At 37.0% G+C, this 20351-nt stretch carries 26 protein-coding genes; 20 read left to right on the top strand and 6 right to left on the bottom strand.

The genetic code is table 11. The annotated features are described in order from the left end of the window. The first annotated feature begins 1 nt into the window (after nt 1). From ADH99_RS04695 to cbpB, 4 genes are all read left to right on the top strand, one after another. The gene (locus ADH99_RS04695) at nt 2-730 is read left to right on the top strand and encodes a hypothetical protein (RefSeq protein ID WP_049555249.1); all 729 of its coding nucleotides are present in this window, start codon (nt 2-4) and stop codon (nt 728-730) included. A gap of 394 nt (nt 731-1124) precedes the next feature. After that, a complete protein-coding gene (racE, locus tag ADH99_RS04690; protein WP_049555248.1) occupies nt 1125-2573 on the top strand; it encodes a glutamate racemase in 1449 nt (482 codons plus the stop codon). After that, complete coding sequence (locus ADH99_RS04685) at nt 2570-3118, top strand: metallophosphoesterase (protein ID WP_049555247.1); 549 nt, start codon at nt 2570-2572, stop codon at nt 3116-3118. The genes racE and ADH99_RS04685 overlap by 4 nt, the downstream gene beginning before the upstream one ends. Then, entirely contained in the window at nt 3108-3572 is a 465-nt protein-coding gene (gene cbpB / locus ADH99_RS04680; RefSeq protein ID WP_049555246.1) for a cyclic-di-AMP-binding protein CbpB, read from the top strand. The genes ADH99_RS04685 and cbpB overlap by 11 nt, the downstream gene beginning before the upstream one ends. Nucleotides 3573-3602: 30 nt before the next feature. Here cbpB and ADH99_RS04675 read toward each other — a convergent pair whose 3' ends face one another. Further along, nucleotides 3603-4472 carry a mechanosensitive ion channel family protein gene (locus tag ADH99_RS04675; protein ID WP_244266379.1) on the bottom strand — a complete coding sequence of 290 codons (870 nt, stop codon included), beginning with the start codon at nt 4470-4472 and terminating at the stop codon, nt 3603-3605. A 147-nt stretch (nt 4473-4619) separates the two neighbouring features. Between ADH99_RS04675 and ADH99_RS04670 the strand changes: the two genes are divergently transcribed. Together ADH99_RS04670 and ADH99_RS04665 are read left to right on the top strand one after the other, a co-directional pair. Next, nucleotides 4620-5021, top strand: coding sequence for a DUF948 domain-containing protein (locus tag ADH99_RS04670; RefSeq protein ID WP_049555245.1), 402 nt, complete (start codon nt 4620-4622; stop codon nt 5019-5021). A 22-nt stretch (nt 5022-5043) separates the two neighbouring features. Next, nucleotides 5044-5475, top strand: coding sequence for a YtxH domain-containing protein (locus ADH99_RS04665; protein WP_049555244.1), 432 nt, complete (start codon nt 5044-5046; stop codon nt 5473-5475). 49 nt (nt 5476-5524) lie between these two features. On the opposite strand, the gene ADH99_RS04660 is transcribed toward ADH99_RS04665, so the two are convergent. After that, complete coding sequence (locus ADH99_RS04660) at nt 5525-6628, bottom strand: aminopeptidase P family protein (protein WP_049555243.1); 1104 nt, start codon at nt 6626-6628, stop codon at nt 5525-5527. A gap of 157 nt (nt 6629-6785) precedes the next feature. Here ADH99_RS04660 and ccpA point away from each other — a divergent pair, with 157 nt between their 5' ends. Beyond that, nucleotides 6786-7787, top strand: coding sequence for a catabolite control protein A (gene ccpA / locus ADH99_RS04655; protein WP_049555242.1), 1002 nt, complete (start codon nt 6786-6788; stop codon nt 7785-7787). 58 nt (nt 7788-7845) lie between these two features. Here ccpA and ADH99_RS04650 read toward each other — a convergent pair whose 3' ends face one another. Beyond that, nucleotides 7846-10389 (bottom strand): transglycosylase domain-containing protein, encoded by a 2544-nt coding sequence (locus ADH99_RS04650; RefSeq protein ID WP_049555241.1) that lies wholly within the window; start codon nt 10387-10389, stop codon nt 7846-7848. A 200-nt stretch (nt 10390-10589) separates the two neighbouring features. Between ADH99_RS04650 and rpsP the strand changes: the two genes are divergently transcribed. The 8 genes from rpsP (at nt 10590) to rplS (ending at nt 15356) form a co-directional block, all read left to right on the top strand. After that, nucleotides 10590-10862 (top strand): 30S ribosomal protein S16, encoded by a 273-nt coding sequence (gene rpsP, locus ADH99_RS04645; protein WP_005606737.1) that lies wholly within the window; start codon nt 10590-10592, stop codon nt 10860-10862. Between the two features lie 39 nt (nt 10863-10901). After that, on the top strand, nt 10902-11141 hold the full coding sequence (locus tag ADH99_RS04640; RefSeq protein ID WP_005606736.1) for a KH domain-containing protein: 240 nt from the start codon (nt 10902-10904) through the stop codon (nt 11139-11141). Nucleotides 11142-11601: 460 nt separating this feature from the next. Continuing rightward, nucleotides 11602-12894, top strand: coding sequence for a DUF1576 domain-containing protein (locus ADH99_RS04635; protein WP_049555240.1), 1293 nt, complete (start codon nt 11602-11604; stop codon nt 12892-12894). Next, on the top strand, nt 12894-13235 hold the full coding sequence (locus tag ADH99_RS04630) for a hypothetical protein (RefSeq protein WP_005606734.1): 342 nt from the start codon (nt 12894-12896) through the stop codon (nt 13233-13235). Before ADH99_RS04635 ends, ADH99_RS04630 begins: the two co-directional genes overlap by 1 nt. A gap of 12 nt (nt 13236-13247) precedes the next feature. Then, the gene (gene rimM / locus ADH99_RS04625; protein WP_049555239.1) at nt 13248-13763 is read left to right on the top strand and encodes a ribosome maturation factor RimM; all 516 of its coding nucleotides are present in this window, start codon (nt 13248-13250) and stop codon (nt 13761-13763) included. Between the two features lies 1 nt (nt 13764). Beyond that, entirely contained in the window at nt 13765-14505 is a 741-nt protein-coding gene (trmD, locus tag ADH99_RS04620; RefSeq protein ID WP_049555238.1) for a tRNA (guanosine(37)-N1)-methyltransferase TrmD, read from the top strand. Then, nucleotides 14506-14850 carry an ArsR/SmtB family transcription factor gene (locus ADH99_RS04615; protein WP_053091358.1) on the top strand — a complete coding sequence of 115 codons (345 nt, stop codon included), beginning with the start codon at nt 14506-14508 and terminating at the stop codon, nt 14848-14850. 158 nt (nt 14851-15008) lie between these two features. Beyond that, nucleotides 15009-15356, top strand: coding sequence for a 50S ribosomal protein L19 (gene rplS / locus ADH99_RS04610; protein WP_005606730.1), 348 nt, complete (start codon nt 15009-15011; stop codon nt 15354-15356). Between the two features lie 113 nt (nt 15357-15469). On the opposite strand, the gene ADH99_RS04605 is transcribed toward rplS, so the two are convergent. From ADH99_RS04605 to ADH99_RS04595, 3 genes are read right to left on the bottom strand one after another with little or no spacing between them, the layout of a single operon-like run. After that, entirely contained in the window at nt 15470-16600 is a 1131-nt protein-coding gene (locus tag ADH99_RS04605; RefSeq protein ID WP_049555237.1) for a tyrosine-type recombinase/integrase, read from the bottom strand. 6 nt (nt 16601-16606) lie between these two features. After that, entirely contained in the window at nt 16607-17140 is a 534-nt protein-coding gene (locus tag ADH99_RS04600; RefSeq protein ID WP_053091357.1) for a hypothetical protein, read from the bottom strand. Between the two features lie 10 nt (nt 17141-17150). After that, on the bottom strand, nt 17151-17837 hold the full coding sequence (locus ADH99_RS04595; RefSeq protein ID WP_049555236.1) for a helix-turn-helix domain-containing protein: 687 nt from the start codon (nt 17835-17837) through the stop codon (nt 17151-17153). A gap of 172 nt (nt 17838-18009) precedes the next feature. Between ADH99_RS04595 and ADH99_RS04590 the strand changes: the two genes are divergently transcribed. From ADH99_RS04590 to ADH99_RS04570, 5 genes are all read left to right on the top strand, one after another. Then, on the top strand, nt 18010-18237 hold the full coding sequence (locus ADH99_RS04590) for a helix-turn-helix transcriptional regulator (RefSeq protein ID WP_049555235.1): 228 nt from the start codon (nt 18010-18012) through the stop codon (nt 18235-18237). Between the two features lie 30 nt (nt 18238-18267). Next, on the top strand, nt 18268-18522 hold the full coding sequence (locus tag ADH99_RS04585; protein WP_049555234.1) for a hypothetical protein: 255 nt from the start codon (nt 18268-18270) through the stop codon (nt 18520-18522). Further along, nucleotides 18523-18744 carry a hypothetical protein gene (locus tag ADH99_RS04580; RefSeq protein WP_049555233.1) on the top strand — a complete coding sequence of 74 codons (222 nt, stop codon included), beginning with the start codon at nt 18523-18525 and terminating at the stop codon, nt 18742-18744. Nucleotides 18745-18852: 108 nt separating this feature from the next. Then, complete coding sequence (locus tag ADH99_RS04575) at nt 18853-19053, top strand: hypothetical protein (RefSeq protein WP_049555232.1); 201 nt, start codon at nt 18853-18855, stop codon at nt 19051-19053. Beyond that, nucleotides 19054-20346 (top strand): AAA family ATPase, encoded by a 1293-nt coding sequence (locus tag ADH99_RS04570; RefSeq protein ID WP_049555231.1) that lies wholly within the window; start codon nt 19054-19056, stop codon nt 20344-20346. It abuts the gene before it with no gap. Nucleotides 20347-20351: the final 5 nt, after the last annotated feature.

Raw genomic sequence — 20351 nt, 5'->3', positions numbered from 1 at the left:
GATGGACCGTTTATTATCAGTTGTTAGCATGGGACTAGTGAAAAGATGGAAATCGATTTTAATCTTTTTAGGAATTTGGTGGGTTTTCGCAGGCCTATTCATGAAAATTTTTGCAAATGGAGATTTTACTTCATTTGGAGTTTATTTCCCAATTTATTTTGATAATGAAGTCGGACTCATTATTTTAATCATTGGAATTGCTTATATCATTGAACAATTCCGCCTAGAAAGCCAACTAGGATTAACGAGAAATGAACAAATTCAAAGTCTCTTTATTCAAACAATTGTTGATTCACTCATTTTAACGTTTATCTTTAGCATATTGTTACCATTTAGAGAAGGAATCACGGTATTCAATACGATCAAAATTGAATCAAGGTTAAGCACTTTGTATAATCCTGAAAATCTATTTTTAAGTATTGCAGCTTTTTTTGCACAAGTATTATTGATTCATCTGATTGCAAATGTGATTGGGATTGTCATGAATAAAATGCCATTAAAAACAGGACTATTCGCACTTGGGGGAGTTACTTTATTAATGGGTATTATAATCAGTGGAGTGAGTCATCAAGGGAAGGAATTACCAGATTTTGTTAAATTTATCATTCAACTAGGAAAATCTATCAATGAACACCCTGGCTGGGCCATTTCAATAACTTTCTTAGTAGTGATCGTTCTCTTAATATTAGTGACTAGAAAACATCAAAGTAAAGATCCAAACGTAGCATAAAAAACGAGAACTTCTGCACAGCAGGAGTTCTTTTTGTTTAGTGCGGAGGTTTCTCCCCTTTCTTTTTTAGTCACCTGGTCGTATTGCAAAACGTTATGAGCATCATTGTTTGAATGAAAAGGTCGGAGGAGTCAAACGGAGGGCCTATCGGATTCTATAGTGTGAGTAATAGCTCAGTAGGTGAGAGACCACGGCTCGAACCGCTACAGCTATTACAAACACTATGAAGATATCCGATAAAGGCACGCAGTGTAGACCCTTCAAAGCCTTTTCATTCAAACACCGAAGGGTCTTCTCTTTGATTAACTTTTTCATAATACGAACCACTTTTGAATCAGCCAGGTTTGAACTATGGTATACTATAGAAGACAAAAGATAGAGAGGTTGGCAAAATATGAAAAGACCAATTGGATTTATTGATTCAGGAGTGGGAGGCTTAACGGTTCTCAAAGAGGCGTTAAAACAATTACCAAACGAATCAATGATCTTCTTAGGAGATTCCGCTCGTTGCCCATATGGGACAAGACCGAAAGAGGAGATTCGCCAATATACGTTGGAAATGGTGCAATTTTTACTGCAAAAGAATATAAAAATGCTGGTTATTGCCTGTAACACGGCCACAGCAGTCGTTTTAGAGGAATTACAACAAACTTTAGAGATTCCGGTAGTGGGAGTGATTCAACCAGGAAGTTTGGCAGCCATCAAGCAAACATCTAATGACCGAATCGGAGTATTGGGGACGAATGCTACGATTTCAAGTAAAGTGTATCCAAAAACAATGCATGACAAGAATAAGAACATTCAAGTATTTGATATTGCTTGTCCAAACTTTGTTCCCCTTGTCGAAAATAATCAATCGGACACGCCTGAAGCTTGGGAGATTGTAAATGAAACCCTCAAACCATTAGAAGGCACCAATGTAGATACAGTGATTTTGGGTTGTACACATTATCCTCTTTTAAGAAAAACGATTCAAAAAGTCGTAGGAGATCAAGTTTCCTTAATTGATTCAGGTGCAGAAACTGTATCAAGTGTGAGTGCTCTTTTAGATTATTGCAAACTCAGCGAAACTCCTGAAACGAATCCAAATCCTACTTTAGAAATTTATACAACGGGAGATGCAACTCTTTTTGAAGAGATTGCGGAAAATTGGCTCCACAGAAAGGGTTTAGAGGTGAAGACGGTGACTTTAGAGGAAAAATTAACGCCTATCCAACTTGGAAAAGAAATTGTTATTGCAACGAATAATGTTGGAAAAGCAAAAGAATTTGCCAAAATTTTTGAACCAAAAGGCTATAAGGTTAAAACCTTAAAAGATTTCCCAGAATTAGATGAAGTTGAGGAAACTGGAACGACTTTTGAGGAAAATGCGAGACTGAAAGCAGAGACGATTGCGAATGCTTTACAAACAATTGTTTTGGCTGATGATTCAGGACTTTGTGTAGATGCTCTAGAAGGACTTCCTGGAGTTTATTCAGCAAGATTTGCAGGAGAAGAAAAGAATGATGCGGCTAATAATGCCAAACTGTTATCTGAACTAGGTGGGCTTAAAGGAAAGGAAAGGGCAGCTCATTTCACATGTTGTTTAGTTTTAGCGGCGCCGTTTAAAGAATCCCTTGTGGTACAGGCAGAATGTCACGGAGAAATTGCCACATTACCATCAGGAGACAGTGGATTTGGTTATGATCCATTATTTTTAGTGCCAGAGTATCAACAAACATTTGCGGAACTCGGAATGGATATCAAAAATAAAATTAGCCACCGTGCAAAAGCGATTGAATTACTGGTTGAAAAATGGGAACATTGGACAAACTCTTTAGGAGCTGTGGAGGAAACAGAATGAAAATAGTCATTGTCAGTGATAATCATGGTCAAGAGTTGACGCTTCGGAAAATTTTTGATCATTTTTCTGGAGAAAAAGTAACTTTTGTTCATACAGGGGATTCTGAGTTTCCCTATAAGGATGAATTATTATCTCATTGTGTAAGAGTCACAGGGAATTGTGATTATGATATGGAGTATCCTGAGTTTGAGGTTTTTGAAGTAGAAGGGATTACGTTCTTTGTCACTCATGGGCATCATCAATATGTAAATGCTGGGAGAGAGTATTTAGCAAACATGGCTAAAGAAAAAGGAGCTAGTATTGCTTTGTACGGGCACACTCATAAGCTAAATGCAGAGACTGTTGATGGAGTTTTATGTATTAATTCAGGATCGACAAATTTTCCAAGAGGGACTTATTCAGGAACTGCGAGTTATGCTGTATTAGAGATTTTATCAAAAGAACAAATTCGTTTAACGTATTATACGACGAAGCATGAAGTATTAGATGATTTAGTTTTAAACTATACTTGGAGCCCTGAAGGAGGTTATACACTTGATTCATAAGAGAATACAAGAATTATTATTGGAAAATCGAGAGCAGCTCTTTATTGATGCTGAGAATGTAGCGATTCTACAAGAAGACCATACATTAGAGCATGCCATGTTAGTTCTTACGAATGTACGATATTCTTTAATCCCCGTTTTGAATAAAGAAAATCAAATTGTAGGCTTAGTGTCTTTAGCGATGATTTTGCAAAAGATTACTGGAGTCGAACAAATTCATATGAATCAACTCAGTAAGTATAAAGTTCGTGATGTCATGAAGACGGAGTTTCCAACGATTTTCGTTGATACAGATATGGAAGATGTATTGAGGGATTTGGTGGATCAAAGTTTTATTTGTATTACGAATGAAAACCAAGAATTTTTAGGGATCGTAACCAGAAAAGAAGTGTTGAAACGCATTAATTTCATGGTTCATGAATTAACTAGAGAATTTGATTTAGTTGAAAAATAAAAAGAGAAGGCGAAAATTTTTCGCCTTCTTTTATTTTGTCAGATAGGGAATCGTTGGAGTCGAAAGGTCGATTCCTTTTTTTAATAATGCTTCTTGATATAAGGTTAAGTATTTTTGATAAGTGGCATGTTGCAATCCATTCTTCGTCATGATAGAAATCGTGAAGACAAATTGTCCAGTTGGTTTGGTTTGAGGGCCCACAATATTTGGTGCAGAAGCTAGAGCCTCATCCGATTTAGCATATCGAGTATTCACGGCTTCAATGGTTTCATAGACCGTTTTTAAATCAACATTACTATTGAGTGGAAGTTCGATTAAAGCTCTCATATTTCCTCGAGATTGGTTGCTAACGACGGTAATGTTGCGATTGGGAATGTAATGCAGGGTTCCATCATATCCTCGAACTTGGGTTGTACGAACGCCAACGCTTGCAATCGTCCCAGAAATAGAATTAATTAAAACCGCATCTCCTACTTCAAATTGACGTTCCATTAAGATAAATAATCCATTGATGACATCTGATAAGAAACCTTGTGCTCCTAGACCTAAAGCAATCCCAGCGATTCCGGCACCTGCTAGTAAACTAGAAATTGGGACTCCGATAATCGAAAGAATCCAATAAATCAAAATGAAATATAAGAAATAATCCAACATATTCTCTAATAATTTAAGAATGGTTTTCTTGCGACTTTCCGATTGAGTAGAGACTCTCATAGAAGAGAGAATGGTTTTCTTAAAGAGAAAATGGGCTAGTTTTTTTCCTAAATAAAATAGTAAAAATAAAATGACTAGTGAGAGTAGTTTAGTAAAAAGATTAGATAAAATAGATTCCCATTCAATCCCATTCCAATAATTGATAAAGAAATTAGAGATGGAATCGAACCATAAAAATACACGCATAATAAGTCTTCCTTTAAATTTGAATACAATTAGTGTAGCATACAAAAAAAACGAATGAAAGAGATTCATTTTACAAAGAATTTGATGGTAATTTTAAAGGGATAGTGTTATGATTGAATCATACTAGAAGATTGGAGGAATGGCTCAATGACAGGTATTGAGATTGCTGCATTAATAGCTGCATGTGCTTTATTAGCCTTAGTAGTTTTTGTGATTGTCAAAGTATCACCGATTTTATCAAAATTAAATAAAACCGTTGAGAACATGAATCATTCATTAGAGATTATTACTAAAGATGTAGACAGCCTCTCAATTGAAGTAGAGGGGTTATTAAATAAAGCCAATGTATTGGTGGACGATATCAATGGCAAATTAAAAGCCACTGATCCATTATTTACTGCAGCTGGAGATTTAGGTGTGACAATTTCAGATGTGAATGCATCTTCACGAAATCTAGCAACAAAAGCAGTAAAACTTTCTAAAACGAGTCGTGTAGCTACGGCAGTTAACTTCGGAAGAGCATTTTTTTCCAAAAAGAAAAAAATATAATTAATGAAATGGAGTGTTGAACATGAGTAAAAAATGCGGATTTTTATTAGGAGCATTAATCGGGGGAACAGCAGCAGCAGTAACTGCATTGCTATTTGCACCAAAATCAGGAAAAGAATTACGTGAAGATTTAGCAAAAGAAGCTGATCGTTATAAAGAACAATTGTCAGAATATGGTGAAATTGCCTTAGCAAAAGGAGCAGAATTCACTGAAGTTGCCAAAGCTTCAACTCAAGATATTCGTATTAACTTACAAGAACAAGCTTCTCATCTAAAAGAACAAGTTTCTAAACATACTGAAAACTTAAAAGACCAATTCAACGAAACAGTTGATAAAGTAAAAGAAAACTTCTCTAAACAAAAAGAAGAGTCAGCTGAAGTGGTTGCTGAATTAGCAGAAGATGTAAAAGAAAAAGCTCAAGATGTGAAAGAAGAAGCTAAAAAAGAAGCATAATAATGCATCCTTAAAAAGGCTGGGAAATTCCCCAGCCTTTTTTGTTTGTCTAAAAATCATATTTTACTTTAGTGAAGAGTTTTGAACCATTTTCGGTAACAGCTAAACAGTCTTCGATACGAACACCGAAGTCACCTGAAATATAAACACCCGGTTCTACAGAGAAACACATACCTTCAACGAGTTCCATATCATTTCCTTCCATGATTGAAGGAAATTCATGTACGCTTTGGCCAATCCCGTGTCCAAGGCGATGGATGAAATATTCACCGTATCCTGCTTCTGTAATAATATCGCGAGCAATTTTATCGATTTGGCTTGCTTTCATCCCTGGTTTTATAGCTGCAATGGCTGTGTCATGCGCTTTTTGTACAATATCATAGATTTCTTGATGACGTGGATCCTTGTCCTGGCTATTTCCAAAGAAGACGGTACGTGTAATGTCACTTGCGTACCCATCTACCATTGTACCAAGGTCAAATAGAACCCATTCATTTTCTTTAAGGGTGCGGTCTCCAGGTTCACCGTGAGGATCTGCCGCGTGATCTCCAAAGAGCACCATGGTATCAAAGCTCATCTGAGAGACGCCGAGTTTTTTCATTTCAAATTCGATGATGGCTACCACTTCACGTTCGCTGATGCCTACCTTTAAGGCGTTCTTCCCGATTTCAATCGCTTTGTCAGCAAAGGTTCCAGAGTAGACCAATTTTTCAACGGCTTCTTGATCCTTTACAAGACGAAGGTGTTGAACGATTGGCGTTAAATCTACAGAAAAATGAACATCCTTAAAATGCTTTTGAACTTGTTCTGCGGCATAAAGAGAGAAGTCCACTTTTTCTACAGCGAAATTTGGCTCTGCAGGGAAGTGTTCTTTAATCGCATCTGATAGGAGCTTCCATCCATCTTCATGATCGTGATAGCTTTTCACGATAAAATCTGGTTCCGCTTTTTGAGCCACTTGATGCTCCAATGCGGGGACAAATAATAGTGGGGTAGCGCTTGGTGAGTATACAAGAGCCACAATCCGCTCATGAGGATCTGTTGAAAAATTCGTTAAAAGACGAATGGTTTCAGGATTTTGGATTAGAGCAATCGGATTGTTTTGTTTTGATAATTCAGTTTCTAGTTGTTTGAAAGTAGGGTTTAAATTCATATAAATCATCTCCTTAAAACTATTGTAGCATACTTATTATATCAAGAATGTAAATAGTTTCAAAAAGTTTTTGAAAATTTTCGTTAAACGCTTGCATTAATTTTATGAAAGTGCTACCCTAATGATAGATGAAAAGATGCACAAAGGAGATTTGTAGATGGAAAAGCAAACAATTACGATTTATGATGTTGCGCGTGAAGCGAACGTATCCATGGCTACAGTATCGCGTGTTGTTAATGGAAATCCAAACGTTAAACCAGCAACTCGTAAGAGAGTTTTAGATGTAATTGACGAATTGGATTATCGTCCAAATGCCGTTGCGCGTGGGTTAGCGAGTAAAAAAACAACGACTGTGGGAGTTATTATTCCTGATGTTACAAACCTTTATTTTGCTAGTTTAGCTCGTGGGATTGATGACATTGCTACAATGTATAAATATAACATCATTTTAGCAAACTCAGACCAAAATAATCATAAAGAAATTCAAGTGTTAAATACTTTGTTCTCTAAACAAGTAGATGGAATTTTATACATGGGAAACCATCTAACACCTGAATTACGTGCTGAAATTGTTCGTTCAAAAACACCGATTGTGTTAGCGGGAACAATGGATGCAGAACATGAAATTGCTTCAGTAAATATCGATTTCAATGAAGCGACAAGAGAAGTAGTGGAAACTTTAATTGAAAATGGACATAAGAAAATTGCTTTTGTCACTGCTGCAATGAAAAATGTAGCTTCAGTTGATTTCCGTTTAGAAGGATATAAAGCTGCTTTAGAAAAAGCAGGACTTAAATTTGACGAAAAATTAGTTTACGAAGTTCCTCTAACCTATCATGCAGGGGAGTCTGTAGCTGAACGCATCCACAAAGCAGGTGCGACTGCTGCGGTGGTAACTGATGATGAAACTTCAGTAGGATTATTAAACGGATTAATCGATTTAGGCGTTAAAGTTCCTGAAAAATTTGAATTGGTTTCAAGCAACAATTCTAAATTAACGAAAATGACTCGTCCAATTCTTTCAACGATTGCACCTCCTTTATATGATATTGGTGCCGTTGCAATGCGTCTTTTAACAAAGATTATGAATAAAGAAGAAATCGTAGAGTCTGAAATCACTTTACCATACAAGATTGAATGGAGAAATACTACTAAATAAGTAGTCTAAATTTAAAAATTCCACAATAAAAAGGCTGGACATTGTCCAGCCTTTTTTATTAGTTTGATCGAGTCGTTTGACTTTGAGTAGAAGGAGATTGAGTAGTTTCCTCTTTCTTTTCATTCTTCTTCTCATCTTTTTTCTCGTCTTTTTTCTCGTTTTTCTTTTCGTCCTTCTTGGTATCTTTCTTCTCCTCTTTTTTAGGAGTGGCTTTATTCCAGAAGTTATTCATTTCTTCAGGAGTAGCTCCAATAGCGAAGTTGTAGAAAGGATTCATCGGTGGGAAATCTTTCTTGAACCAGTCGGTCGTCATTCCACCACTGATCGAGTAGGTTCCGCCGTTTTCAGCTTTGAATGTTCCGGCTTTCGTACCTGTTGTGGATACAACAGAATCACGATAAACAGAATCTGGTTGTTTAAAGGTTGTTTCTTTACCGATTAATTCAGGATTTGCTTCATAAGCGGCCTTCATTAAGTAAGTCCATTGACGTTGACTTCTAGTAGTTGGTTCTCCGTATCCATCACCAGCAGTAATAGCATAACGGGCATTATAGAAGTTATCGTATCCAATCCAAGAACCTAACGTTACGGTTGGGGTATATGCGACAAACCAGTTATCAATTTCATTTTCAGAAGTACCAGTCTTACCAGCCAAGTCTGAACTGAAGCCCATATTTCCCTTCATATTGTAGAATTGAGTCGAATTTGCGATGTCTTGAAGCATATTCGTTGTTAAATAAGCCGTTGCGTCAGAGAAAACACGTTCTTTTTTGTCTTCATGTTGGTAGACAACATTTCCTCTGGAATCTTCAATTTTCTCGATTAAGTATGCATCGTGGTGTTCACCACCATTTGCTAAAGTAGAGAAGGCACTTGTTTGTTCTAAAACAGTCGGACCAGTTCTGGTTCCCCCAATGGAGAGGGCGATATTTTGATACTCATCTTCAGTAATCCCTTTGATGCCCATCTTCTTCAAGTATTCACCTGCGTTAATGCCTTTTTGAAGCATTGTTTGGTAAATCTTAATAACAGGATTGTTAAACGAACGGAATAGTGCATAACGGACCGTTAAGAATTGGTTCGTTATTGTGTTTCCGTAGTTTGTCGGTTGCCAGTAAGTTCCGTTTCCTTGAGGAATACTTACTTTAGTATCTGGAACAATACTTGCTGGATAAATCAGATTATTTTCAATAGCAGGAGCATAAACCAAGATTGGTTTAATAGTTGAACCTGGTGAACGGTGCGTAGTAAACGCGTGGTCTACTTGGTTTGATTCGAAATCTCGACCAGCAACAAATCCAAGAATACGACCTGTTTTATTTTCAATCATAACCGCTCCATTTTGAGCAGGTTCTGTTTGTGTTTTTGTTTCTCCAGTATTTTGATCAACATATTGTGTATTATACGTTGGTCCAATTTGGTTTCCATAACTTGCAATAGCTTTTTGCATTGCGTCATAGACTTTTTGATCGATTGTTGATGTAATCTTATATCCTGAAGAACTTAGCTCACGACTTGCTTCATCGTAATATTTGCTGTAAAGCTCTGAGTCATTACGAACTTCATCATAAGTTAGTTTATTCTTTTGAGCTGCTTTAGTGATTAAAACTTTAATCGCTTCACGGTTTACAGCTTGGTATAGATAAGATTGTCTATCTGAAGAAATTTCTTTTGGCGGAAGGAAGTCTTTTGTAATGTCATACGCTAGAGCTTCTTCGTATTGTTCTTTAGTAATTTTGTTTTCACGATACATACTAAAGAGAACAAATTTCATCCGTTCAATACCCGCAGAAGTATCTTCTTTTAAGGTAGCTTGGTTTGTGTATGGGGTGTACACAATTGGATTTTGTGGCATCCCAACAAGATAAGCAGCTTGTGGTAAGGTTAAATCTTTTGCAGCCACACCGAAAACACCTTGAGCGGCTTCTTCGATTCCGGCGATATTTAATCCATTATGATTTCGACCAAATGAAGAAACATTTAAGTAGGCTTCTAAAATTTGATCTTTTGTAAAGTGTTTTTCAAGACGTAATGCGTATAGAATTTCGTTGGCTTTCCGCTTGAAAGTAACTTCACTCGTCAAGATTTGTTGCTTAATTAATTGTTGCGTAAGAGTGGAACCACCCGTTGCGCCTGATCCAGAAGAAACAGCTTCTTGGAGAATAGCACGAAGTAAAGCTTTTGGTACGATTCCATTGTGTTCGTAGAATGAACTATCTTCGGTTGAGATAATTCCATCAATCACGTATTGAGAGATTTCTGATAGAGGTTTTACAATTCGTAGTTCATCAGAATTCACATCTGAAATTTTTGTACCGTCACTATAATGGAAACTAGAGATTAAATTAAGATTTCCAATTGCGTCACTCATTTGTTCTTGGGTAAGGGGCTCTTCATTGGAAGTTAAACTTGCAAAATATCCTAATCCAATTCCACCACCAAATATTCCTAATAGCATTAAGAATAAAATCGCAATTACAAAAATATTTTTTAGAACTGAATAAGCGATGTTAAAAATAAATCGAATATTTTTCAATATAGGTTTATTCCAAAAAGTTAGTAGAGCCTCGCGCCAATCTGGAGTTTGGTTCTGAACTGACATAATTTCAACTCTTTTCGTTTATACATATTTTTATCCAGTATATCAAAAATATGCATAAAATTCTATTTATTACTTGTTTTAATAGGGTTTAGAGCATTTTTAGAACAATTTTTCAATGGTGTAAAGATAAAATACTTTACAAGCATTCTTCTTTCTGATACACTATGTAACTGTGAGATTAATACATGGAGGTGTAAATAATGGCAGTTAAAATTCGTTTAAAACGTATGGGTTCTAAGAAAAATCCTTTCTACCGTGTAGTTGTAGCTGATTCACGTTCACCACGTGATGGTCGTTTCATCGAAACAGTTGGAACATACAACCCAGTAGCAAACCCAGCAGAAGTTTCAATCAATGAAGAATTAGCATTAAAATGGTTAGCTAACGGTGCTCAACCTTCTGATACAGTTCGCAACTTGTTATCACAACAAGGTATCATGAAGAAATTCCACGAATCAAAGTTTTCTAAGTAATTTCCATAAAGTCGACAATTCGATGGAGAGGTGAAAAGAATGCCTGATATTAGTGAATTAGTATTATCAATGGTTAAACCATTAGTAGAATTCCCTGAAGATGTTCGTATTGACATCTCTGAATCAGATGAATTCATGGAATATACTTTACACGTAAATCCTGAAGATATCGGTCGCGTGATCGGTAAACAAGGACGAGTGGCTCGTGCGATTCGTACGATTACATATAGTGTTCGTACTCGTGGACCAAAACGTGTTCGTTTAAGTATTGAAGCCTAAATAAAACGATGAAGCCTTGGAGAAATCCAGGGCTTTTTTGTGCTATAAGTGAATAAGAATGGTGATGACGGAGAATGCTTACGGATTTCTTTATACTAGCTGTACTGGGGCACCGGCTTGAGCCTGTAGTCTCAAGCACTTTCAAGATTCAAATGGACTCTAAAAAATGAATTTTTAAGAGTCCATAATTCACTTTGAATGCTATCCCCCAGTACTGCTAGTATAAAATCCGTAGCATTCTCCGTCATCGTTTAGTAATTATAAAAAAGTATGGATTTCTGCAAAACTTCAACGAGAGGGAGAAACGGAAACAACAAGTGATACATTATAAGGTATCACTCATTATAATGTATACATTATAATGAGTGTTCTTTTGTTGTTGTTGGCACTTGGTTTTTTGATTGTTTTCCGTGAGTTTGTTATGATAAATAAGTAATATTATAGTTGAAGGGAAGACCGTATGAAGAAAAAGCCGATATTAAAAAAACAGATGAATCGACAATATTATTATTTATTCGGCCTGTCCGTAATGCTAATGATACTAGCATTTGTCATCGAATCACCACAGTCGTTAGTGAGTGGGATGATGACGATATTAGTATCGCCAAGTCAGTTGTTTACCGATTATATGGAAATTGCGTCTGTTGGAAGTACCTTGTTAAATGTCGCGATTATGCTCGGTATCAGTATTTATAGTTATAAAAAACTGGAAATTCCTCTAAACGGAACAGTGATTGGAAGTTTGGGCATGCTTGCTGGATTCTCATTTTTCGGGAAGAATCTCTTCAATAGTATCCCATTTATGATAGGGGTATGGATTTATACGAAGGTAACGAAGCAAAATTATCGAAATTATGTCATTGTTGGATTGTTTGGATCTGCTTTGGGCCCATTGATCTCTTTCTTAGCATTTAGCGGAGTTCTACCACAAGGATGGAGCGTTCTAATCGCCTATGCTTTAGGAATATTTATTGGCTTCATCTTACCTCAACTATCAACACAGTTTCTAGGGTTCCATCAAGGGTTCAGCTTGTATAATGTCGGGTTTACAGCTGGAATTATTGGAATGGTTGTTCTAGGATTTATGAATGCATTTGGAATTGAAGTAGAGACTAGAACACTAACAAGTACACAAAGTCCATTGATTTTGTATCAACTGCTCATCGGATTTTGTGTGATTTTGATAGTGCCAAGTTTCTATTTACATTTCAAAAAGAAAGAAAAATATCATTTTAAGTTACTCTTAAAGCTTTCAGGACGTTTGCCAAGTGATTTTGTTGAAATGACGAATCTGGCAACAGTGACACTGAACATGAGTATTATAGGATTTATATTATTAGGATATGTCCTTATGAATGGTGGCCAATTAAATGGTCCGATTGTCGGAAGTATAATTGGTGTAATGAGCTTTGGAGCTTTTGGGAACCAAGTGAAAAATACGGTTCCAGTATTAGTGGGGATTATGATTGGTTCTTACTTGACGGGAGTAGAACCTACAAGTACGAGCGCACTTATTGCAGCGATTTTTGGAACGACACTTGCTCCGGTTAGTGGTTATTATGGGCCGCTTGCGGGGATGATAGCAGGATTTGTTCATATTACACTAGTAAGCCATGTGGTTGTAATGCATGGTGGGCTAAATCTGTATAATAATGGGTTTGCAGGAGGATTCGTCGCAGCGGTTCTCGTACCAATTTTTGAAATTTTTGAAGGCATTCGTCAAGAGATGAAAGAAAGAAAGGCAGAGGGATAATGGCAACAGAAAAGGATTTTGTAAAACGTATCGTAAAGGAAATGGTGGATTATTTCCTGTATCATGAATTGTATGATGTGACTGCACATGTATCTTATGTGCCGCATGAGAAAGCAACGATTACGTGTACTGCTCCGTATACAAAATTACCTAAAGATTTAGATTTATTAGAAGCAGGGCTGTCAGTAGAAAAGCACTTAGAATTAGATTCGATGTATAGTTCATTGATGGGAACGCATAATCGTGATAAAAATTATTGCATGCTTGGACAATGTATTGACGATTATGATGTGGAAGTCTCAGATACCACATTAAAAATAATTGTTGAGCGACTCTTTTAAGGAGGAAATAGAATGACAACTTTTTATAAAGTAGGGAAAATTGTAAATACTCAAGGTCTTCGCGGAGAAGTACGAGTGATTTCGACGACCGATTTTGCTGAAGAACGTTATAAAAAAGGAACAGAATTAGCGATTTTTAAAGATGGGGAATTTCTTACATTTGTGACAGTGGCTAGTCATCGTCGTCATAAAAACTTTGATTTATTAACATTCGAAGGAATGAACCGTATCGAAGATGTTGAAAAATACAAAGAATGTCTCCTTAAGGTAGCCCAGGAGCAATTAACGGAGCTGGAAGAGGACGAGTTTTATTATCATGAAATTATCGGACTCGAAATCGTAACGGATGAAGGGGAAGTGCTTGGAAAAGTGACTGAAATTCTTTCTCCAGGGTCAAATGATGTCTGGGTTGTAAAACAAAAAGGAAAGAAAGAACTCTTAATTCCATTTATTGAACCAGTCGTTTATAAAGTTGATAAAGAAGAAAAGAAAGCTTATATCCATTTATTGGAAGGGTTGATCGATTAAGATGAAGATTGATGTATTAACATTATTCCCTGAAATGGTACAAGGACCGATGACGCAATCGATTATCGGGAAGGCCATTGAAGCCGGGAAAATCGAGTTTGAAACAACGAATTTCCGTCAGTTTTCAAATAATAAACATAATCATGTCGATGATTATCCATTCGGTGGAGGAGCTGGGATGCTTCTGAAAGTGGAGCCGATTGATTTAGCGCTCGCTTCCATTCGTGAGCGTTCTCCTGAGACGACTCCACGTGTGATTTTAATGGATCCATCTGGAAAGACATTTACGCAAAAGGATGCCGAAGAGTTGTCGAAGGAAGAGCATTTGGTATTTATTTGTGGCCACTATGAAGGATATGATGAACGGATTCGTACGCTAGTGACGGATGAATATTCAATAGGAGACTTCGTGTTAACAGGTGGGGAATTAGCCGCAACCGTGATGATTGATGCAACGGTGCGACTTTTGCCAGATGTATTAGGAAATGATGCTTCCGCAGTAGGAGATTCTCATTCCACAGGATTGTTGGAACATCCGCAATATACGCGCCCAAGAGTTTATAAAGAGATGGAAGTTCCTGAAGTATTGTTTAGTGGGAATCATGCAAAAATTGCGGAGTGGCAAATGAAAGAATCCCTTCGTAAAACTTATTTAAGAAGACCGGATTTACTGGAAAAATATGAACTTTCAAAAGAAGAAGAAAAGTTACTGGAGCAAATTAAGGAAGAAGAGGGATGTTAAATGAGAGAACATTTAAGTCCAGAAGAAATAAAAGTTTTTCAAAAGGTGATCGAAAACGATTCGGGTAGAGCAGAAATGGTGCAACTCTTTAAACTTCTAGGAGATAATACTCGGTTGAATATCATTACGCTTTTAACTCGAAAAGAACCTTTATGTGTGGAAGACTTGATGAAATGTACGGGGATGGAGCAATCTGCCATTTCTCATCAGTTAAAAAAACTAAGAGCCCACCATATCGTGAAGGCAGAAAAAGTTGGAAAACATGTTTGGTACTCCTTAGAAGATCATCATGTATTACAACTTTATAATTTAGCGGATGAACACTGCTGCGAAGAGCATTCGTAAGTCTTATTTTTACTAAGAAATTCTCTGTAATTTGCTTGCAATTGAAATGCAAGTATGCTAATATATTTCGAGTGAGTGAGACTTCACTCAGAGATAACGATATTCCGCTGATTGGACAAGCGGCCAAGTCATGAATGTTTGTTGGAAGGAGAAAAAACATGAGCAAATTAATCGAAGAATTAACTCAAGAACAATTACGTTCTGATATTCCTGCATTCCGCCCTGGTGACACTGTACGTGTTCACGCTAAGGTTGTTGAAGGAACTCGCGAACGTATCCAAATCTTCGAAGGCGTTGTTATCAAACGTCGTGGTGCTGGCATCAGCGAAACTTACACAGTCCGTAAAGTTTCTAACGGTGTTGGTGTGGAACGTACATTCCCATTACACACTCCACGTGTAGCACAAATCGAAGTAGTTCGTTACGGTAAAGTTCGTCGTGCTAAATTATACTACCTACGTAACCTACGTGGTAAAGCAGCACGTATCCAAGAACGTCGTCGTTAATAGAAACACGAAAAGCCTTGATTTATCAAGGCTTTTTCTTTTTGTCTATTTTTTCTGTGGTTTGATATTTTTGGGGGAAAATTGCTTTTGGGGGCAAAATGGGGGCAAGCTTTTCACATGAATTGAATTGCATTATATACTTCGTCTTTCATCTTCTTGGTGATATGCAAGTAGATGGATTCAGTCACTTGACTGTTCTCATGCCCAACTCGAGCTTGAATTGAATATAGTGGCAATCCCATCTCCGCAAGCTTCGAGATGTGTGTATGCCTGAATATATGTGTAGATATATTCTTATTGATTCCCATTCGTTCTCTATGTGTCCGTAAGAACGCATTTAAAGCTGTAATTGATAGTGGGGTGTGTTTGGATGTAGTGAAGATGAATCCTTGATTCGAGCCCTCTAATTCTTCAATTTGAGCAAGAATCTCGATGCATCTATTTGGGAGCGAGACCGAACGGATCGATGCGGTCGTTTTTGGGGAAGTACTCGCATATACATCCTTGATTTTCAATTTGTGGTATTCTAGCGTTGAAGATACGTGTGCGACTGGAGGCTCTGATTTTAAATCTATTTTATCCCAAGTGAGGGCAAGAGCTTCACCAGCTCGCATCCCTGTCATGTACATCCATTCGAAAAACATCGAATATCTTAGATTGAGCTTTCGAGTATATTCAATCAAACGATTGTATTCGTCATCCTCCAAGAACTTGTTGGGATTCTTCTTAGATTCTGTTCGAACTTTATATTCGATGATGCAAGATTCGATTGGGTTCGTCTCGATGTATCCATTTTTGACAGCATATTGGAACAACTTATTCAAACGTGACTTATAAGTCGATGTTGTTTGATTTGCTAGATTCTTTTGATATAGAAGAAAATCAAAGAATCGATTCAAGTCTTGAGTTGTGATTGTAGTGATAATTCTCTTTGAATCAATGAATTCTTCAAATTCTTCGTATTGTGTCTCTACGGACAAGAACGTGGTTCGCTTCACGTTTTTCTTATATATTTTCTTGTATTCCTCTATGACCGAATGAATCGTTCGACTATCCATCACCACATTCCCAAGTTCTTTTTGAATGGCATTCGCAAGTATCTCTTGAGCTCTCTTCCTAGTCTCACGAGTTTTATTACTGAACGTGACTGATTTGCGACGCCATTTATCGAATCTTGGGTCATAGAATTTCTCACAATAGCGATACTTGATGCCATCCTTCCCATGTCGTTCTTCTATATACATATTCAATCACCCTTTATGATGCGTAATTAAATCTAATGTACTTAAAATTAGTTGAGCGTTCTCTATAACTTTCTTATATTCTTTCGAATTACTTTTCGTTGGTTTTTCAATTAAGTAAATAAAGCAGCAAGGGAAATCAAAGCTATTTAACGTTATTCTAATAGCTAGATAATTCACTTTTTTTGATTGTTTTTTCTTTCCAGTAACACCACCAACAACAGCTCCAGTCATTCCCCATAATCCACCTGCCAATGCGGTCATGACAGCACCACCAACAACAGCTTTACCAACACCTCCAGTTACCACGACATCATCGTTTTGAATCAATTCATAACTAACCAAGTCATCGAATGAAAACCAATCAGTATTTTTCTTTTCTCCCTTTTTGAAAAATGGATAAAAAATATTAGTAATTGAAATTAAAAGAAGCTTAGATAAACAACCTCTTTTCTCTGAGTTAGGTACTACAACTTTGTCCATTTTAAATTTCTTGTTTTCTTCATCGATTGTAATGTTTTCAATTTTTCTGAATTTTTGCATAATATCCCTCCTATAATAAGACCTTACCAATTACTGAAACTTTTTCAGCATCCACAACTATATCCTCATACTCTTGATTTTCAGATTTGAGAATAATATTCTTTCCATCACGATAGAGATACTTACATGTAACTCCATCATCTTCGATTCTAACAATAGCAATCTCTCCATCTTCAACAATTGGTTGATATCTTAAATATACTTCAGAGCCTTTCTTTATGATAGGTTCCATCGAATCACCAGTGATTTGAACTAGCTCATTCGCACCATTTGGAACGATAGAAGAGGGAAGCACACCCATCTCAGCATCCACATCATCCACATGAATCATGGATCCGGCAGCAGATTGACGACCACGAACGAGGTAAACCACTTTATCCTCTTGGATTCCATTTTGTTCATCTAATTGGCGTGAAGCGAAGTCGTATACTTTATTTTGTCTCTTGGATTCTAGTTTGTTGTATATTATCGATAACTCTTTGGAAGTTCGTTTATTGCTACTCATATCAAATAAATCTTGTGGGCTTATTCCAAGAGCACGACAATATTTCAATATATCTCCTTCATCAATATCTCTTTTTCCTTTTTCGTGTTGAGAAATTGTATTTTGTTTAAAACCAGTTAACTTCCCGAGTTCAGATTGTGTCATTTTTTGATTTAATCTCAATTTTTTAATTGATTCACCTAAAATGTTCATGAGTAAAAACCTCCAGATTCATTGATTTGATAACATTATATAAGTATGAGATAAAAAAAGCAAAAAAAATATCTCAAAAAGAGATAAAAAGTATTGACAAATATCTCAATGTGAGATATATTAGTGTCACGAGGTTTACAAAAGACCTGAAAATAAGAGAGGAGGTGAGTGGATGACCGACAAAAAGAGATTGCAAAAAAAACACTTAAAACCAAAATCTGAGTTAAGACGAGAACGATTAGGTCGAGAGCTTACAACTGGTTATATGGCAAATCTAATCGGTTTAGACCGACGACAATACGAAAAGAAGGAGGCTGGAGAATACCCATTCAAAGATTATGAAATGGATATTATAGCTCGAGAATTGGATAAAAGTGTTGAAGATATTTTTTTTAAATAGAAATATCTCAGTCTGAGATAAGGAGGTAACATGAGCAAAAAGATTATTTCAAAAAAAGAATTCCAAGAAATGTATCCAAGATACAACACGGAATCGAAGTGGAAGACAATCGTGAACCGAATCAAGAAGAGCGAATATGCTGATGCTTATGTGCGGATCTCACGAAACGATGTAAACATCAACATCGAATTGTTCGAACGATTCCTCGAACTTGAAGGAATCAATTGGGCGAATCGATACGGAACCAAGATGACAAGAACAGAATTTGAAAGGAGATTGGCATAGATGAGACGAAAAAGAAAAACAAGAGTGCGATTCATTCCATTAATGAGATGGATGCTTCAATGGTACATCCTATCGTTTGGACTCATTATCGCAATGATGAGCATCGTTCTCTTAGTTGGAAAGGCGGTTGAGCAGCACGAATCAAAAGTGAATCTAATTAGAAGTGGACAATATGTGGAGCCCGATTTTCAAGACACATGGAAAACAAAGGAGGAAAAATAATACTAATTCATGCCAAAACGAAAAGCGAAAACAAAAAAAGCCGATGAAACAATCACCGACTTCCTAAACTAACTAACTACATTATAAAAATAAAATAAGGAGAAATCAATGAGTAAAGCGACTAAAAAAGAAAAAGAATTTGTCATCTTATTACTAGAGTTGATTAAACAATACAAAGATTTAGATTTTGACATCATCGCTTCATTGCAAACTATTTCTAAAATGGTAGAACTGTTTGGATTGGATGATTTGAATTTGAAACTAATGTCAGAATCATTCAAATTTTATTTGGAGATGGAGGATGAATAAATGACAGTAAAAATTAACAAGCTAGAAATCGAGAATGTGAAGCGTGTCAAGGCGGTCACAATCGAGCCTACATCAAACGGACTCACAATTCTCGGTGGTAATAATAATCAAGGAAAAACAAGTGTCCTCGATGCCATTGCTTGGGCATTGGGTGGCAATAAGTACAAACCAAGCAAGCCAGCTCGTGACGGGTCCATGAATCCACCAACACTTCGATTGGAATTATCAAACGGACTCATCGTGGAACGTAAGGGCAAGAACTCTGATTTGAAAGTTACGGATCCAAGCGGACAGAAAGCAGGTCAACAATTGCTTGATTCATTCGTGGAAGAGCTCGCTTTGAACCTTCCTAAATTCATCGAATCAAGTGCTAAGGACAAAGCGAACACGCTTCTTCAAATCATCGGAGTTGGGGAGAAATTGTGGGAGCTAGACCGTAAAGAAGAACGACTATACAACGAGCGAAGAGCAATTGGACAGATTGCGGATCAGAAAAAGAAATACGCAGCCGAACAACCTCAATATCCCGAAGCTCCGAATGAATTAGTAAGCATTGCGGACTTGATTCATGAGCAACAAGAGATTCTTGCTCGAAATGGTGAGAACGCCAAAAAACGCCAAAATCGAGAAAATATCGTGAACTCGTTGCATCTCTCAGAAGCTCGATTGAAACAATTAAAAGAACAACTTGCACAAGAAGAAGCGACTCACGAGAGTCTAATGAGCGACTACATCGCAGCAAACAAGTCCATTGAAGATTTGGTGGATGAATCAACCGATGAGATTGAAAGCTCAATCTCAAATATCGAAGAAATCAATCGCAAAGTTCGAGCAAACCTCGACAAAGAGAAAGCTGAAGAAGATGCAAAACAATACAGTTCTCAATACAACAACTTATCAAAACAAATCCAAGATGTTCGAGACGAACGCACAAGCTTACTCGATAGTGCGGACTTACCGTTGCCGGGACTTTCTGTTGAAGATGGTGAACTCGTCTTTGAAGGGCAAAAATGGGACAACATGAGTGGCTCTCAACAATTAAGAGTGGCAACCGCCATCGTTCGAAAGCTAAAACCCGAATGTGGATTTGTGCTCTTGGACAAGCTTGAACAAATGGACATTCCAACATTGAACGAATTCGGCAAGTGGTTAGAGTCTGAGGGACTTCAAGCCATTGCGACTCGAGTGTCAAGTGGAGAGGAATGCCAAATCATCATCGAGGATGGTTATGTCGTATCAGACACCGTCACACCATTCCAAGATACAGAACCAACGAACTCTTGGAAGTTTTAAGGATA

This window comes from Granulicatella sp. 572.rep1_STHE (assembly GCF_001073445.1).
Classification (GTDB): Bacteria; Bacillota; Bacilli; order Lactobacillales; family Aerococcaceae; genus Granulicatella; species Granulicatella adiacens.
The sequence above is the reverse complement of the archived record's forward strand: the minus strand, read 5'-3'. Positions and strand labels throughout refer to the sequence as shown.